Consider the following 17,238-nt stretch of genomic DNA (forward strand, 5'->3'; position numbering starts at 1 on the left):
GCAAAAACACAAAGATAAGTAGTGAAAAAGGGGAAATCGCGACTAATCTGAACAAGAACTAAAAGATAAGTAGCATAAAAGAGGAAATCGCGACTGATCAGAGCAAAAACACAAAGATAAGTAGCGAAAAAGGAGAAATCGCGACTAATCAGAGCAAAAACACAAAGATAAGTAGCGAAAAAGGAGAAATCGCGACTAATCAGAGACAAAACACAAAGATAAGTAGTGAAAAAGGAGAAATCGCGACTAATCAGAGCAAAAACACAAAGATAAGTAGTGAAAAAGGGGAAATCGCGACTAATCTGAACAAGAACTAAAAGATAAGTAGCATAAAAGAGGAAATCGCGACTGATCTGAGCAAAAACACAAAGATAAGTAGTGAAAAAGAGGAGATCGCGACTGATCTGAGCAAAAACACAAAGATAAGTAGTGAAAAAGAGGAGATAGCGACTGATCTGAACAAAAACACAAAGATAAGTAGCATAAAAGGGAAAACCGCGACTGATATGGAGGTAAAAGGTAAAGAACTGCGTGCATGTTGTGTTTACGCGCAAAATGGTACAAGAAAAGCAAGTGAAATTGTGAGTTAAAATTTATTAGCAGATATTTGTTTTTGTACATTCTTCGCTGCTGCCAGGAAAGGTTCCAGAGTCGAGAGCATCACAAACAAGAATCCTCTACTATGGTGCCCAATGGAAATTAATAGTTGATTTTCACAGCAACTCCTCTCTGTATTATTAGACGATATTTTCATAAAATCACAAAAAAGAAGCGTTCTTCATTTGAACGCTTCTTTTTCATTTTACGCCAGTTATTTTGTAAAAAAGTTTTCCGGCATGAACAAATAAAGACGAAAAAATCAAAAATCATGAACAGTTTTTGTTCTAGTTTGAATTTTCATTTTTCACTACACTAACAGTAGAAACTTAATTAAAAGAAAATTTCGAATCAACAATGTAAGCGATATCAAATTAATTGTTTTTATATTTCATAAACGGGGTGAGTAACAATGAATGTTAATACGGTGGATAATATAACGGAAGAAGCGCTATTACAGGGAGCCGAAAAGATTGGTATGCTCGCTGAAGAAGAAGCACATGAGGCTGATAAGAATGCCACGGTTTCAGCAAATGTTGTGAATTTGATAAAAGAAACACAAATCTCAAGGATGATGTTACCGAGGGAATATGGTGGGCCACAAGCGAGTTTATCTACTTTTGCAAAAGTGATTCAAAAGGTGGCAAATTATAATCTTTCTGCTGCTTGGTTAACCTTCCTTTACCCTTTACACAATTCATTACCATCTTATTTACCGAAAGCAGGAAGAGATGAAGTAGTCAATCAAGGTGGATTGATTGCAGATATCTTTGCAGCATTAGGTACAGCAGAACCTGATGGAGATGGATTAAGAATTAGTGGGAAATGGAATTTTGTCAGTGGCATTCTTCATAGTGATTGGGTTGGCGTAGGGGTGAAAGTTCAATTACCAGGACGTGATAAACCAGTAGTCTGCCTACCCATTTTGAAAACATCTGAGGTTGAAATCGTTAAAAATTGGGATACTTTTGGATTAAGAGGGACGGGAAGTAACCAAATCATTGTAGATAATGTGTACGTACCGAAAGAGCGTATTCTCGATTTAGAAAAAGCGGAATCAACAAGAAGGCCACCAGAAGAAGATTATGATAAAAGTTATCCGTTTTATCATGTGCCATTTTATCCGGCATTTTATATTGGATTCCCAGCGATTGCTATCGGTGGTGCGGAAAGAGTGATTGAAGAGTTTAAAGTGTTAACGGAAAAGCGTGTTCGTTTGATGGATGGGATGAGAGAAAGTGAGTCCCCTCGAAGTCAACGTGTAATAGCAGAAATTTCTACTGATTTGCATGCAGCAAAAGGGTTGATGGCTCAATACATTTCTTTATTAGAAAATTACGAAAAGGATGGCGAAATGACACCGCTCGGGGAGTTTTTTGCCATTAGAACTAAAATTATAAAGCTTTGTACAGATATCGCTGTTCGTGCCATGTTAACACTTGGTGGTGCTGCACTGTATAAAGGTGGAACTTTAGAAATGTTTATCCGTGATATTTTATCCGTGGCTACACATAAAACATCACTTTATGAAGATTCTGTTGCTGCTTACGGGCAAGACTTATTTGGATTTGAGAGTGGCGTCAGAGGTTAATGAAAGGAGAGGTAAAGATGGATGATCGTTTATTTAGAAATGCAATGAGTAAATTTGCCACCGGTGTAACGGTGATTGCAACCGAAACAAATGGGAATGTTCATGGGATGACGGCTAATGCCTTTATGTCGGTATCACTTGATCCTAAATTAGTCGTTATCTCTATTGGGGAGAGAGCGAATATCCTTTCGAAAATTAAAGATAGTGGGATATTCACCGTCAATATTTTGGCTGATGATCAAAAAGAGCTGTCTATGAATTTTGCTGGACAGTTAAAGGAAACAAAGGAAGTGTCATTCGCTAGATTAAATGACATGCCGGTCATTGACGGGGCAGTGGCACAAATGGCATGTGAAGTATCGGCCACACATGTAGAAGGTGACCATACGTTATTTATTGGTCGCGTGAAGGATGTGTATTTAGAAGAAAAAGATCCGTTATTATTCTTTAACGGCAAATACCGTTCAATGATAGCAGTAGAAGAGCCAATTTCTTAACAATAAAGGAGGGAAGTCAGATGAAAACCATCGTCTTAAATGAGGAAGAGCTCCATGGCGTATTAGGTAAAAACATAGAATCATGTGTGATGGCGCTCGGATTTTTCGATGGCCTTCACCTTGGTCATCAAGAAGTCATTCGCCAAGCAAAGGTGGAAGCAAATAAACGCAACCTGCCACTAGCAATCATGAGTTTCTTTCCTCATCCGAAAACGGTGTTAATGAAGCGATCTGACTTTCCTTATTTGATGCCATTAGAGGAAAAGAAAAAGAGAATGAGTTCTCTTGGTGTCGATCTTTTCTATATCGTTCCATTTAATCATGCATTTGCTAGCCTTTCCCCAGAAGCATTTGTTGAGCAATATTTACTCACTCTCGGCGTTAAACATGCAGTTGCTGGTTTCGACTTTCATTATGGTAACAAGGGAGTCGGACATATGGCCAGATTAGCAACTGATTCAGGCTATCAAATAACGACAACATCTGTTTCAAAATTGAGCAGAAATGGGTTGAAAATTAGTTCCTCTTATATCCGCAGCTGTTTACAGCAGGGGGAAGTAGATTTAGCAAATGCGCTTCTTGGTAGGCCGTATCAAGTGAAGTTGCAAAGGAACGGTAGCACGTACTGGGTTAAACCTTTTTATACTCTACCTGCACTTGGTGAATATGAAGTGAATTGCCAAGGGGATATGCATACAGTCAAAGTCCTTAGCAAAGAAGAAGTAGAATGGCAATCGAACAAGACCTTACCAAAAGAATTAAGCATTCATTGGTTGAAAAAAACAGATGCAAAAGAACAAATTAGTTAAATCAATATATTGATAAATAGGAGAGTGAAGAGTAATGATTCTTCGTTTAGGGCAAATCGAGCTGTTTGTAACAGATTTAAATAAGTCTAAAGACTTTTATGTAGATGTACTAGGGTTTATTGAAGTGGAAAGAACAGAGTCAAGTCTATATTTGCGTGCTATTGATGAATTTGATCGATATTCTTTAATTTTAACGCAAAAGCCAAAAGCAGCTCTTGGTAGTTTTAGTCTACGTGTATCTAGTCCTGAGTATTTAAGAGAGTTAGAGAAGCAACATCAAGAAATGGGAGTTGCCACTCAATATGTCGAGAATAGTATCCACCCAGGAAAAGGGCCGGTACTTAAAGTAGCTGAGCCAAATGGTCATCCGGTTGAATTCTATCATGCAATGGAAGAGATTAATGTAGGGAACAAAAGTGGCGGAGTAGATGCCTTGCCAATGAGGTACTCCCATTTACATCGTGGTATACCGCCAGTAGCAATCGATCATATGAACCTGCGTGTAACAAATGTAGATAAAGCATTAGAATACTGGCAAGCAATTGGCTTTAGCATTTCAGAATATGTTCAAGGAGATGAGGGGAAATTTGCTGCATGGACAAGAGCGAAAACATCTACACATGACGTAGCCCTTGTCCAACATAAAGAAACATCTCTGCATCATATTGCTTATATTGTAGACGGTATTTCTTCCGTTGTGAAAACGGCTGACTTACTTGCAGACGCAGGCTACCGCGCAAATATCGATTATGGACCAGGTCGTCATGGGGTAACAAATGCCTTCTTCTTATATGTAAGAGACCCAGACGGTCATCGTATTGAGATTTATTCTGGTGATTATAAACGTGATACTGATTTACCACCAATTGGCTGGACCAAGGAAGAATATGATACAAAGGGTCGTTTATGGTGGGGACCATCAGTGCCGGATTCTTTCTTTGAAACAACACCAGTGAATGATGAGTGGATGAAAGAGAAAGTGACAAAATAAAGAGAATAGGAGAGGATTATATGTCTATTTGGAACGATTTAGCAGATATCGAATTTAAACTTCATTTTGTCGATGCAGATGGGGTGAAAACGAGAGTACTAGAATCGGGAACAGGAGAGCCTCTTTTATTTTTACATGGTACAGGGGGGCACATCGAGGCTTACGCAAGAAATATCAAAGGATTGGCTGAGCATTTCCGCGTGATATGTATCGATATGTTAGGTCATGGATATACAGAAAAGCCAGACTATCCGTACGGCATTGATAGTTACAGTGACCATTTATTAGCTGTAATCAAAGCGCTTGATTTAGAGAAAGTATATTTATCTGGCGAGTCTCTTGGTGGATGGGTGGCTGCCTGGTTTGCTGCTCACCATCCGTCCTATGTGGAATCCATGGTGCTCAATACTCCTGGTAATGTGAATAACAAACCTGAAGTTATGGCAGGGCTAAAAGCGTCAACATTAAAAGCTGTACTTGAAGCAAACTATGAAAATGTGAAAACGAGATTAGAATGGTTAATGTATGATAAATCACAAGTAACAGATGAGTTAATTGAATCTCGGTACAATATTTATACTCAACCTGCTTATCAGGAAGCTGTCCATCATATTGTCCATTTGCAAAACATCGAAGCAAGAAAACAATTTAGTTGGGACCCATCATGGTGTGGCAAAATCAATGTACCAACATTACTTGCTTGGACTGACCATGATCCAACTTCAACAGTAGAAGAAGCAGAACCGATCAAAGAGATGATTCCAGGGAGTGAACTGACAGTAATCAATGAGGCTGGCCACTGGCCACAATGGGAAAAACCGGAAGAATTCAATCAGGTGACTATTGATTTTTTAAAAAAACAAGTGGTATCTAAATAAATATTTATACACCCGTCTCTTAACAAAGTGGCGGGGTCTTTCCATATAGAAGGAGGTTCAATGATGACACTACAGTTAAATGATCAACTAAAAGAAGCTGCTCAAGCGCTTTTAGAAGCGGAGGAAACAAAGAAATCCCTCCAGCCATTAACAGATGAAATCGAGCAACTATCAGTTGATGAGGCGTATCAGATTCAGATGGAAAATATTGATGTGAAGTTGGCTCAAGGAGAAAAGATAGTTGGGAAGAAAATCGGTTTAACCTCTCTAGCTATGCAAAAGGCCTTAGGTGTTGATCAGCCAGACTATGGCCATTTATTAAGTAGCATGGATGTCACCATGCAAAAATCGGCCATTCCTATGGATAAATTATTTGAGCCGAAAATTGAGGGAGAAATTGCGTTTGTATTGAAGCATGATTTGCGGGGGCCCAACATAACAGAGGCCGATGTTGTAGCAGCCACTGATTATATTATCCCTGCTTTAGAAATTGTGGATAGTCGAATCGAAAATTGGCGAATTAAACTGGAAGATACTATTGCTGACAATGCCTCAAGTGCCCAATTTGTTTTAGGTGAAGAACGATATGCTGTTGATAGTGTGAAGCTAAAAGAAATGGAAATGAAGTTATACAAAAATAACAAATTGATTAATAAAGGCTATGGTGCGGATGTATTAGGTAATCCGATAACTTGTGTTGCTTGGTTAGCTAATAAGCTGTCTGACTATGGTGTTCACTTGAAGGCAGGAGAAGTCATTTTATCAGGTGCATTATCTGCAGCGATTCCTGTGGAGAGAGGCGATTCATTTAAAGCAGAATTTAGTGGACTTGTGAGTGTAGAAGTGAGTTTTTAAAAACATAGCGGAGCGTAGTCCTTCGCTTACTTTATCTTAAAAATCTTGAGAGTGAGGTCATCTAAATGGCGAAAAATCCTCGTACGAAAGAAGGTAAAATCTCGCGTCAGGCTATTCTAATTATTATTTTATTATTTTTACTGACAGTGATTAGTAATGCAGATAAAGCGATTATTGGATTTGCATCTGTTCCTCTGATGGAAGAATTAGGGTTGAATGCTGAACAGTGGGGGATCATTGGAAGTGCCTTTTTCTTTTTATATTCTATTTTTGCTATTATCGGGGGAACGTTAGCTGACAGATTCGGTGCAAAAATTGTTATTGCTGGTATGGCAATTGTTTGGGCGACAGTGCAGTTTTCTACCCTATTTGTATCAAGCTTTACCTTTTTATTGATAACACGCATTATACTAGGCGCAGGGGAGGGACCATCTTATTCACTCGCTATGACTGCTGCAACAAAATATCTACCAAAAGAGAAGCTTGGGATAGGTTTAACACTTGTTTCTGTAGGTGGTCCTTTAGGGGTAGCTATGTCGGCACCTATACTTATTTCATTAATCACTCAATTTGGTTGGCGTTCGGCATTTCTAGCAACTTGTATTGTCGGTTTGATTTGGGTTGTATTTTGGCTAATGATTGCAGAAAATGATCGCAAAGAAGCAATAGCAAAATACAAGGCTAATCGCCAACAAGGCCAACAAACAGCAGTAAGTAAATTTGGACCAGTGCTAAGGTCAAAAAACTTTATTCTTATTGCCATTTGTGGTTTTGCAACGTATTGGTCTTTTACCATTGGTTTAAATTGGCTTCCTAATTACTTGGAAAATGTCCGTCAATTGAGTGCAGAAACCTTATCTATAGTAGCAGCACTCCCATGGATAATGATTACCATTTCTCAAATCACCTTCTCTACTGTCTCAGATCGATTATTTAAGAAAACGAAAAGTATCGTGAAGGGTCGAGTGTTTGTACTGGGTCCGGTGATGCTAGCGGGAGCAGTTAGTTACTTTATAGGAACATTACTAAATGCGAATATGTTGGTGATTGCCTTTCTTTCTTTAGGGCTTACTTTCGGTTGTATCACACTTGTGCTTGGTCCGACTATTCTTTCGAGTATGGTCTCAAAAGAGCATATAGGTAAAGTGCAAGGGTGGTTTATGGCGTTTACCTCTTTAGGAGGAATCGTTGGTCCTTATATTACTGGTCTTCTTATTGAAAGATCTGCAACACAAGCAGCGGGCTTTCATATGGCATTTCAATTATGCGGTATAATCCTCCTTATTTGCGGTGGACTTGTCTGGTTATTTGTCCGGCCAAATAAAGATGAGAATATTCAATCAAACGTAGCATAAAGAAAATGAATGCGGTTACAATTAGTTTTTGAAAAAAATAAAAAATCAGAATAATTATATTGACAAACAAAAGGAAAACATCCTACAATTTTAATATGATATTAATGAATACCATTCGATATTATCGAACGTTGGAGGATGTATGACGATACAATCAGTTTTGCGTGCAACAGACATTTTAGAATTATTCCTTAATGGTCAAAAAGAGTTAAGTGTAAAAGAAATAGCGGAAGCCATGGAACTCTCTAAAAGCACGGTACATGGTTTAATAAAAACTTTGGCCTCGAAAGGTTATCTTTATCAAAATGAGGAAAGTGGTAAGTATCGTTTAGGTATGAAGCTTTTTCAACTAGGTCATATTGTTGAGAACCAACTCGATTACGCTGAAGTTTCGAGGCCAATCATCAATAAGCTTGTTACTACTCTAAAAGAAACGGTGCATTTAGTATCTTTTGAGCAAGGTGAAGCGATTTACATTGAAAAGAAGGAAGGTACTCATTCTTTACGAATCTATTCGCAGATTGGTAGGAGGGCACCCTTTCACTGTACGGGAGTAGGGAAAGCGATATTGGCTTTTTTACCAAAAAAAGAACAAGAAGAAATCATCGAAACCCTTACTTTAGAGTCGTTCACTGAGAATACCATTGTTACTAAGCAAGCATTAGTAAAGGAATTAGCTGTAGTGAAAGAGCAGGGATTCGCTGTTGATAACGAGGAGATTGAAATCGGTCTTATATGTACAGCAAGCCCGATCTTTAATTATCAAGGAAGGGTAGTTGGTTCCATTAGTTGTGCGGTACCAACAGTACGATTAAATGAGGGACATCAACAAGAGGTTATTACTGGAATTAAAACTGCTGCCAATGAAATTTCAACTACACTTGGATATTAGAAGGAAATTAAGGAGGGAACTGAGGTTTGAGTAAAGTAAAAGTAGCGATTTTAGGATCAGGTAATATTGGAACAGATTTGATGATTAAATTAGGTCGATCAGACATTTTAGAACTTACAACGGTGATAGGTATTGATGCAAATTCTGATGGCTTAAGACGTGCGAAGGAATTAGGGTATGTCGCCATTGATACTGGGATTGATGGGTTTTTAGAACAGCCGGAACTTGCAGATATTGTTTTTGATGCGACATCAGCAAAAGCGCATATTCGTCATGCAAAAGCTTTAAAAGCAGCAGGTAAGAAGGTCATTGATATGACACCAGCAGCTGTAGGTAAGTTGATTGTTCCCCCGGTTAATTCAAAGGAACATTTAGATGCTGCGAATATCAATTTAATTACATGTGGCGGTCAGGCAACTATACCAATGGTACATGCGGTGAACCGAGTGAGTCCAGTTGCCTATGCTGAAATCGTTGCGACAATCTCAAGTAAAAGTGCCGGACCTGGTACGAGGGCTAATATCGACGAATTTACTGAAACAACTTCAAGGGCGATTCAAGAAGTGGGTGGAGCGAAAAAAGGGAAAGCTATTATTATATTAAACCCAGCAGAACCGCCAATACTCATGAGAGACACCGTCTACACGTTAGTGGAAGAGGGGACGATGAAGGAAGAAGAGATTAAGGCATCAATTGCTGATATGGAAAAAACTGTGCAGAGCTATGTGCCAGGCTACCGATTACGGACGGAGCCAATTATTGACGGTAATCAAGTAACTATCTTTATAGAAGTGGAAGGAGCCGGCGATTATTTACCTAAATATTCAGGAAATCTAGATATTATGACAGCGGCTGGCGTAAAGGTAGCTGAAGAGTTTGCAAAGAATTTAATTACACAGTAAAAGGAGAGAGATTCATATGACCGAACGTCAAAAGGTATTATTAACGGAAGTGGCATTGCGAGATGGGAGTCATGCGCTTTCACATCAATATACTGTTCAGCAAGTAGAGAAGATTGCCAAAGGCTTGAATGAGGCTAAGGTGCCTTATATTGAAGTAGCTCATGGAGACGGCCTAGCGGGATCTTCTTTGCAATATGGCAGGTCAAAAACAAATGAGTTTGAATTAATAGAAGCAGCTGTTGCTGTAACTGACTTTTCAAAGGTTGCTGTGTTGTTAATTCCTGGTATAGGGACAGTTAAAGAATTGAAACAAGCCCAGCAACTAGGGGCGAAGATGGCGCGTATCGCTACACATGTGACAGAAGCAGATGTGTCTGCCCAACATATTTACGCTGCCAAAGAGCTTGGAATGGAAACGGTTGGATTCTTAATGATGTCTCATATGGCAGAACCGGAGAAAATCGTGGAACAAGCAAAACTAATGGAAAGTTACGGTGCCGATATTGTTTATGTCGTTGATTCAGCTGGAGCTTTATTACCAAATCAAGTAACAACAAGAATCAAAGCAATGAAAGAAACCATTGGTGTGGAAATTGGTTTCCATGCTCATAATAATCTTTCATTAGCAATGGCAAATACGTTAGCTGCCATTGAAGCAGGCGCAACAAGAATCGATGGAAGTGTACGATGTCTCGGAGCAGGTGCGGGTAATACGCAAACAGAAGTGTTAGTAGGTGTATTAGATCGGATGGGCATTGAAACAGGTGTGGACTTTTATAAAATGATGGATCTAGCAGAAGATGTTGTGGCACCGATCTTACCTGTTCCTCAAGAAATTACTAAAAATAGTTTAGTTCTTGGATATGCAGGCGTTTATTCTAGTTTTGCTTTACATGCCCAGCGTGCAGCAGAAAAGTTCAATTTAGATGCACGAGATATTTTAATTGAACTAGGTAACCGAAAAGTTGTCGGCGGGCAAGAAGATATGATTGTTGATGTGGCGGCAGAATTAGCAAAAGTAAAAACATTCGTCTAAAGTTCAAAGCAGCGAACCTTCGTTTCAAAACTCGCGAATGTTTCAATTTTCTAATAAAATAGACTGGAAGGGGCGAAATTTCCCCTTTTTTTATAAAAATAGAAATGTTTGCGCTTTCAATCTTGCGCTTTAGGAGGTTATCTATGCATATTGTTGTTGATGAAGTTTCAATCAATCCTATTACAAAAGGACATGAAAGAGTTGTTTCGACACCATCGGCATCACTAGGTATTTTGCGTCATCAACTCGTTAAGCATATAGGTTTTGAACGCCTAAAAAGTTTCTTATTTTCTTTTGGATGGGAGAATGGTGTGAAGGATGCTAAAAAGGCAATGAAAGAGCATACTTCGGTTCCTTATTTAATCAAGCACGGCCCCCTGTATCATAAGGAAAATGGACAAATTACAGGTGTGAAGCATATATGCCATTTAACAATGTGTGAAGACAATCAGCATGTGAAATCTCTCTATTCGGAGGGTATTTGGTATGGTTCTTATGAGGCTGAAGAGCATATACGACTACATGGTTATAGTGATACACCTCAATGTCATACATTAGTAGGTTATGCAAGCGGCTATATGACTACTATCACAGGTGTGTCGTTGCTAGTAAAAGAAACGTGTTGTGTGGCGAAGGGTGATGCTGAATGCAAATGGACAATCCAATCGCAAGAACAATGGGAGATGGAGGGTGAAGATGCTCATTCTCCATATGAAGAAATCCCCATCGTTAAAGAGTTAGCTTATACATATGAACAATTATTAGATCAACGTAATTTTGTAACAAAACTGGCTGAATTTCAAAGTAAATTAACTGAAGAGATTTCTGGGGGCAGTAGTTTAGAAGAAATTACTGAACTTGTCTACGATCATATGAAAATACCAATTGTGATAGAGTCTATTGATTTTTATCAAATGTCTAGTGCAGGCTTATCTCCAGATGAATGCGGTGAACTGACGGATGATATGAAGCAATATTTTTCATTTCCTATGAATGATAAGGAAGAAAAGCCCCCTACCTATCCATTGTTTTTTCAAAAGAGAATCGTCCATACTGAAAAGCAAACAAGGCTGATGGCTCCAATTTTAGTGCAAAAGAAAATTCAAGGGTACTGCTCATTTGTTTATGAACCAATGATAGATAACAGTCATGAATCTGACTATTTATTACTGGAACGATTTGCTAATGCTGCTTCCCTTATATTATTAAATGAAAAAACTCGATTTGAATCGTTAGAAAGAATGAAGGGTAGTTTCCTTGAACGTATATTAGAAGGAGAAACGTCTAAAGCAGAGATTATTAAAAGGGGTAAATATACGGGTATCGATTTAACACAGTCCTATTTCTTAGTCATGATCGATTTTAGTATTGGTACAGAATCCTTTGAGGAAGAATTTCAGTTGCAGGAAGATATATATGAATGGATGATTCAATACTTTAGTGAAAAAAAGAAAAGTGTATTAATCAATATGCGTGATCATCATCTAATCATTCTGATCCCTGATGCGGCACTTTCATATGAGCATCATGAAACATTCTTCCGCCCATTAATGAAGACCTTACGTGCGGACTTTCCTAATGGTGAATTTACAATTGGTCTTAGCAATCAAGGAAATGAGATTACAAGTGCCCATCAACACTATGAAGAAGCCCTTGTTTCTTTAAGACTATCTTCAAAGGAAAATATGATGTCCTTTAAACAATTAGGAATCGTTGGTGTTCTGATTAATTCTAAAAATACAGCTGGGGTAAAAACAATTGCCAAGCAGGAATTAGGCTCACTATATGATTTATCGGATAGCAAGATGGTGGACTTATTGCAAACCTTATATGTGTTTTTACTAAACGGAGGAAAATTGGAACAAACGACAGCAGATCTGAATTTATCTATGAGCGGTCTTCGCCATCGCATTCGAAAGATTGAACATACATTAGATAAGGATTTGCGTAATCCTCAAGAAACACATCAACTATTCTTGATTATGCAATCTTTAATTGCTTTAGGAGAATTGAAAATGAACTAAGTAGATGATTATATTACCCCACCAGAGTTGGTTCTGGTGGTTGTTTAATGTAATTGAACGTCTGGTATTTCCATTAAACGGATAATATTAAGGGTCAAACTTTTAATAAGTCATATTGAAGGCACTCCCTCCACTTTTTAATAAAGTACTCCTATCTATTTAATGTTCGTTGTAATGATCAGCTTGTATGCTTCGATAGAATTCTAAGAAAGTTGTTATAGAAAGTAACATAAAACGAAGTTGTCCTTCATATTAAATTAACAGGAAGACATAGAAGAATATGGAGGGAATTATGGACGAAAACAACGAAAAACACGAGCGACAAGCAAAGATTCATTTCAATAGTCGAGGAAGTCAAGCGCAAGAAAAAGTGGAAGAGAGGGATATAAATAAATGGAAAGGGGACGAACCTGCAAAGCTTCATTCACAAACTGTTGGCAAAAGAGGACCTATTTTAAAACAGGATAGTGTAGAACATGAAACACTGCAAGAATTTATCCATGAGAAAATCATTGAACGACCTGTTCATGTCAAAGGATTCGGTGCTTTTGGCTATTTTCAAACGGTGCATTCAATGAAAGAACATACACAGCTTAGTTTCCTACAGCGTCCTGGTCAACAAGTACCTGTAATGGTGCGGTTTTCATTAGCAGTGAGTACGAAAGGAACGCCTGATACATCAAGGAATGTAAGAGGGTTTGCAACTAAGTTTTATACAGAAGAGGGGATATTTGATTTAATTTGTAATCATATTCCTGTTTTCTCTGTGCGTGATACGATTCGTTTCCCTGAGGCGATTAAAGCGTTTTTACCATCTCCAGTCAATAATTTAATTGATCCCAATCGCTTCTGGAGCTTTGTAGCACGAGCACCAGAGTCGTTAAATTTTGTTGTCCATCTATATTCAGATGCTGGAACAGTGAAAAGTTTGCGTCATATCCCAGGACATAGTGTGAATACATATGTCTGGCGTAATGCGAAGGGAGAAAGGAAATATGTGAAATATCATTGGTATCCGTTTGCAGGTATTGAATATATTACGAGGCAGGAAGCGGGCAAACTAGCCGGTGAGAATCCAGATTATGCTGGGAAAGATCTTTTTGATACCATTGCATCTGGCAAAACAGTAGAGTACGGATTATACGTTCAATTAATGGATCCCATGGATGAGGAAAAGTTATCGTATGATCCGCTTGATGATACGAAAGTGTGGGATGAAAGGCAGTATCCATTGGTACCAGTTGGTCGAATGGTTTTAAATAGAAACCCCCAAAATTATATGGAAGAAGTAGAGAAGGTCTCTTTTTCACCTGTTAACCTGTTAGAGGGAGCGGAGTTATCCGATGATAAGATGCTTCAAGGTAGAGCGAATATTTATAGCGATTCACAAAGAAGAAGAATCGGACCTGGGTTTAGGAAGTTGCCAGTAAATGGCCAAGCAGATTGGACACCTGCCAACCAGGTGACAAGTGGAGATGGCCGATTTGTTGAAGGGAAATTACAAAGAAGTGATTTAATAAAACAAAATGATTATGCGCAGGCTGGAGAATTTTATCACGCTTTAAGTCCACAAGAGAAAGAACATTTAGTCAATAATATTGCTGCAGATTTAAAAGGGATTGATCAAGATATAAAAGAAGTGGTATTGTCATATTTTCACCGAGCTTCTTCAGAACTTGGGGAAGCGATTGCCAAGCATGTCTAAAATTCTCAGCATAACCTCCGTTTAAAATAATCTGTTACGAGGTAATTAATACGTAAGAGATGGAGGCGATATAAAATGGCAGAATTAACAGCTGTGAAAGTCGTATTACAGGATGAGATGGAAGAATATTTTACAGACGATAATGATCAGAAGGAAGCAGCAGACGCTTTATTAAGAGTCGATACCGTTTTGTTTTACGGGAAAAATATGGAGCTTCTAAATGATTATGAGCCAGCGAAAGAATGGGACCACTTTTATGATTTTGAATTCAATTCAGCTGATGATATTAAGAAAGAAATTGCTGAGAGGTTAGAAATCAGTCCTGATATAGTGGAAGTCGAATAAACCAGCTATCAGCTGGTTTTTTTTATGGATTGGAAAAGATTAGATAGATGCATGCCTATTTGGAGTCGATTATTCAAGCAACTCCGTTTGAAGTTGGTCAACAGACTGGTATACTTTTCTTTATTAAAACGATCGTTTAGAAAGGGTATGAAGCATGCATTTAGGAATTCTTGATCAAATGCCGAGACCACGTCACTTGTCAGTTGAGGAAACGGTAGAAGAAACAATCCATAAAGTACAGATGGCAGAAGAATGGGGATATGAGCGTTATTGGTTTGCTGAGCACCACGGGACAAAAGGGATGACTTCTAGTGCACCTGAAATCCTAATGGCAACAGCAGCGGCAAAAACAAAGACCATTCATGTAGGCAGTGGCGGGATTTTATTGTCTCAGTATAGTCCGTATAAAGTGGCTACACAAATGCTACAACTTCAATCAATTTTTCCAGGTAGGATTGAGGCAGGTGTAGGACGTTCACCAGGGGGACCGGAACGAATTCGTAAAGCCTTAGCTAATGGTGTGAAGAATGAAACGGGCATTTATCCTGAAAAAATAAAACAAATGCTGCATTATTTCGCAGGGGATCAGTCGGTGCAAGCGACACCTAGGCCGAGGGTATCGCCGCAGCTTTATAGTCTGGGTCTTGGGGAGAATAGTGCCCAGCTAGCAGCAGAGCTTGGAATTGGTTATGTCTTTGGTCACTTTATTCAATCTGGAAGAGGCGTGCAGGCCCACAAACAATATCGGGAGTATTTTCAGCCGGGCTTTTTAGTAAATCCGAAGGCGATTACTGCTGTATTTGTCATTTGTGGTGCGACAGATGAAGACGCAGAGGAAATGGCCATTACACAAGATATATGGTTATTAAGGACGGAAAAAGGAATTGATAGTCGGATTCCGACACTTGAGGAAGCAAAAGCAATGCGGTTAACAACAGAAGATAAAAAAAGAATCGCATTGAATAGAAAAAGAATGATTATCGGTGGGCCAGCAAAAGTAAAAGAAGAGCTCAGCAAATGGAGCGAACTTTATGAATGTGACCACTGGTTATTATTAAATAACACCTATCATTTTGCTGATCAACGCCAATCTTATGAACGCATTGCAGAAATGTTTTTCTGAAGATGTGGTTAACTCTCAAGTAGTACACGCATTAATAGAATTTAACTAACAAAAAATGTGTTGGCAAGTGTAAAGGTGGAGAAGAAGAGGAAGGTTTTTCCGCAAATCAGAAATACCAACTCAACTGGGATTAATTGTGACGAGTTGTGCCTGCAAATAGGAAATACGAATACAAGCGGGATGAAAAGCGAGAAGAAGTGTTGGTAAATGAGAAATGCGAACATAAGTGGGAAGAAGAGCGCCGAGAAGTGTTGGTAAATTGGAAATGCGAACCCAAGTGGGATGAAAAGTGCCGAGAAGTGTTGGCAAATGAGAAATGCGACCACAAGTGGGAAGAAGAGCGCCGAGAAGTGTTGGCAAAGCGGAAATGCGAACATAAGTGGGAAGAAAAGCGCCGAAAAGTGTTGGTAAAACGGAAAATAAGACCACAAGTTCCACCAAATATACCAAGTGGGCAAAACATTTACAATAGTAAGGGCATCCAGAAAGTCTCATTGCCGACTTTTTAGACGCCCTAAAATATACTAAGGTTCTAAGGATATCAATTTTTCAATTGCGCCCTCGTTACCTTTTCAGAAACTCAGGATCAGCAAAACTTGGATTCGGATAGTTATAGAAGCCTTCTCCTGTTTCTCGTCCGAGTTTACCTTTATCTATATACTCCGTTTTTAATAGGTGAGCTAATTTTTTAAAGGCTTCATTGCCGGTTGCATCGGCTTTTGCTTGTGAGATATTGTAAGCTGTGCGGATTCCAACGACATCAAGTATAGCGAACGGGCCTAGTGGAGCACCAGTGCCAATCATCCATGTTTTATCAATGGTTTCTGGGTCAGCTACTTCATTCACTAATAACATTTGTCCTGCCTCTAATAATGGAACGAGTAAGGAATTTAAGATATACCCTGGTTGTTCTTTATGCAATTGTAGAGGGACCATCCCTATTTCTCTTGCAAATTCAACGATTTGGTTAAAAACATTCATGTCTGTACCTGGGTGTTTCATTACTTCAGCCGTATTGTTTTTCCAAATTTCATTTGCAAAATGCAATGCTAGAAATTGTGACGGTCTCCCTGTGAAAGCTACAAATTGGCTAGGAAGTAATGTGGATGAATTCGTTGCAAAGATTGTTTCTTTCGGTGCGACTGCACTTAATTTTGTATAAAAGTCTTCTTTAATGCTAACCACTTCTGGAACAGCTTCAATCACTAAATCAGCTTGCTCGACAGCTTTAGATAAATCAGTATAAAAAGACATCCGTTCGAATGCCGCATCGACTTGTTCATCGGTTGCCTGTAAATCATTTTTATAGCTTTCCTTCAGCTTCAATATTCTACCTTTTGCTGTTGCTAGTGCTTCCTCAGAAATGTCATACACACTTACTTGAAATCCACTATACGCTGTTTGGTAAGCAATCTGACTGCCAAGTACCCCACTACCTGCAACTGTGATATGTTTGAATCCCATTGTAATCCCCTCTTTATAAAAAGTTATTTTCACATTTTCATTATGGCATAGTCTTACCTTCTATGACTTTCGACTTATAGAAGGATTGTTAAGTAAAACTGAAACATCTTTATTCGTTAACATGGCTCTTCATTTAATGTAGGTAAATGGATGGTTTGGTAAACATTTTTTATT

At 38.6% G+C, this 17,238-nt stretch carries 16 protein-coding genes; 14 read left to right on the forward strand and 2 right to left on the reverse strand.

Annotated elements, in window-relative coordinates:
- The first annotated feature begins 1,009 nt into the window (after window positions 1–1,009).
- The 14 genes from U9M49_RS17335 (at window position 1,010) to U9M49_RS17400 (ending at window position 15,600) form a co-directional block, all read left to right on the forward strand.
- A complete protein-coding gene (locus U9M49_RS17335) occupies window positions 1,010–2,188 on the forward strand; it encodes an acyl-CoA dehydrogenase family protein (protein WP_322910276.1) in 1,179 nt (392 codons plus the stop codon).
- Window positions 2,189–2,205: 17 nt separating this feature from the next.
- Window positions 2,206–2,685: a flavin reductase family protein gene (locus U9M49_RS17340; protein ID WP_095370951.1), complete on the forward strand. Its 480-nt coding sequence runs from the start codon at window positions 2,206–2,208 to the stop codon at window positions 2,683–2,685.
- 20 nt (window positions 2,686–2,705) lie between these two features.
- Window positions 2,706–3,494, forward strand: a complete 789-nt coding sequence (locus U9M49_RS17345) for an FAD synthetase family protein (RefSeq protein WP_322910277.1) — start codon at window positions 2,706–2,708, stop codon at window positions 3,492–3,494.
- 34 nt (window positions 3,495–3,528) lie between these two features.
- Window positions 3,529–4,485: a 3,4-dihydroxyphenylacetate 2,3-dioxygenase gene (gene hpaD, locus U9M49_RS17350; RefSeq protein ID WP_322910278.1), complete on the forward strand. Its 957-nt coding sequence runs from the start codon at window positions 3,529–3,531 to the stop codon at window positions 4,483–4,485.
- Between the two features lie 20 nt (window positions 4,486–4,505).
- The gene (locus U9M49_RS17355; RefSeq protein ID WP_322910279.1) at window positions 4,506–5,363 is read left to right on the forward strand and encodes an alpha/beta hydrolase; all 858 of its coding nucleotides are present in this window, start codon (window positions 4,506–4,508) and stop codon (window positions 5,361–5,363) included.
- 60 nt (window positions 5,364–5,423) lie between these two features.
- Entirely contained in the window at window positions 5,424–6,218 is a 795-nt protein-coding gene (locus tag U9M49_RS17360) for a 2-keto-4-pentenoate hydratase (protein WP_095370947.1), read from the forward strand.
- Window positions 6,219–6,283: 65 nt separating this feature from the next.
- The gene (locus tag U9M49_RS17365) at window positions 6,284–7,573 is read left to right on the forward strand and encodes an MFS transporter (RefSeq protein WP_095370946.1); all 1,290 of its coding nucleotides are present in this window, start codon (window positions 6,284–6,286) and stop codon (window positions 7,571–7,573) included.
- A gap of 142 nt (window positions 7,574–7,715) precedes the next feature.
- Window positions 7,716–8,465 carry an IclR family transcriptional regulator gene (locus U9M49_RS17370; protein ID WP_322910280.1) on the forward strand — a complete coding sequence of 250 codons (750 nt, stop codon included), beginning with the start codon at window positions 7,716–7,718 and terminating at the stop codon, window positions 8,463–8,465.
- A gap of 26 nt (window positions 8,466–8,491) precedes the next feature.
- Entirely contained in the window at window positions 8,492–9,367 is an 876-nt protein-coding gene (locus tag U9M49_RS17375; RefSeq protein ID WP_322910281.1) for an acetaldehyde dehydrogenase (acetylating), read from the forward strand.
- 16 nt (window positions 9,368–9,383) lie between these two features.
- Window positions 9,384–10,403: a 4-hydroxy-2-oxovalerate aldolase gene (gene dmpG, locus U9M49_RS17380; RefSeq protein ID WP_307315616.1), complete on the forward strand. Its 1,020-nt coding sequence runs from the start codon at window positions 9,384–9,386 to the stop codon at window positions 10,401–10,403.
- A gap of 143 nt (window positions 10,404–10,546) precedes the next feature.
- Entirely contained in the window at window positions 10,547–12,427 is a 1,881-nt protein-coding gene (locus U9M49_RS17385) for a helix-turn-helix domain-containing protein (RefSeq protein WP_322910282.1), read from the forward strand.
- 292 nt (window positions 12,428–12,719) lie between these two features.
- Window positions 12,720–14,132, forward strand: coding sequence for a catalase (locus U9M49_RS17390; RefSeq protein ID WP_322910283.1), 1,413 nt, complete (start codon window positions 12,720–12,722; stop codon window positions 14,130–14,132).
- Window positions 14,133–14,207: 75 nt separating this feature from the next.
- Window positions 14,208–14,477, forward strand: a complete 270-nt coding sequence (locus U9M49_RS17395; protein ID WP_095370940.1) for a hypothetical protein — start codon at window positions 14,208–14,210, stop codon at window positions 14,475–14,477.
- Between the two features lie 154 nt (window positions 14,478–14,631).
- Window positions 14,632–15,600, forward strand: a complete 969-nt coding sequence (locus tag U9M49_RS17400; protein ID WP_322910284.1) for an LLM class flavin-dependent oxidoreductase — start codon at window positions 14,632–14,634, stop codon at window positions 15,598–15,600.
- A 120-nt stretch (window positions 15,601–15,720) separates the two neighbouring features.
- On the opposite strand, the gene U9M49_RS17405 is transcribed toward U9M49_RS17400, so the two are convergent.
- Both U9M49_RS17405 and U9M49_RS17410 read right to left on the reverse strand, forming a co-directional pair.
- On the reverse strand, window positions 15,721–16,029 hold the full coding sequence (locus U9M49_RS17405) for a hypothetical protein (RefSeq protein WP_322910285.1): 309 nt from the start codon (window positions 16,027–16,029) through the stop codon (window positions 15,721–15,723).
- A gap of 135 nt (window positions 16,030–16,164) precedes the next feature.
- Window positions 16,165–17,064, reverse strand: a complete 900-nt coding sequence (locus U9M49_RS17410; RefSeq protein WP_095370937.1) for a 3-hydroxyacyl-CoA dehydrogenase — start codon at window positions 17,062–17,064, stop codon at window positions 16,165–16,167.
- Between the last annotated feature and the right edge of the window lie 174 nt (window positions 17,065–17,238).

The organism is Cytobacillus sp. OWB-43, from assembly GCF_034651445.1.
GTDB classification, from domain to species: domain Bacteria; phylum Bacillota; class Bacilli; order Bacillales; family Cytobacillaceae; genus Cytobacillus; species Cytobacillus kochii.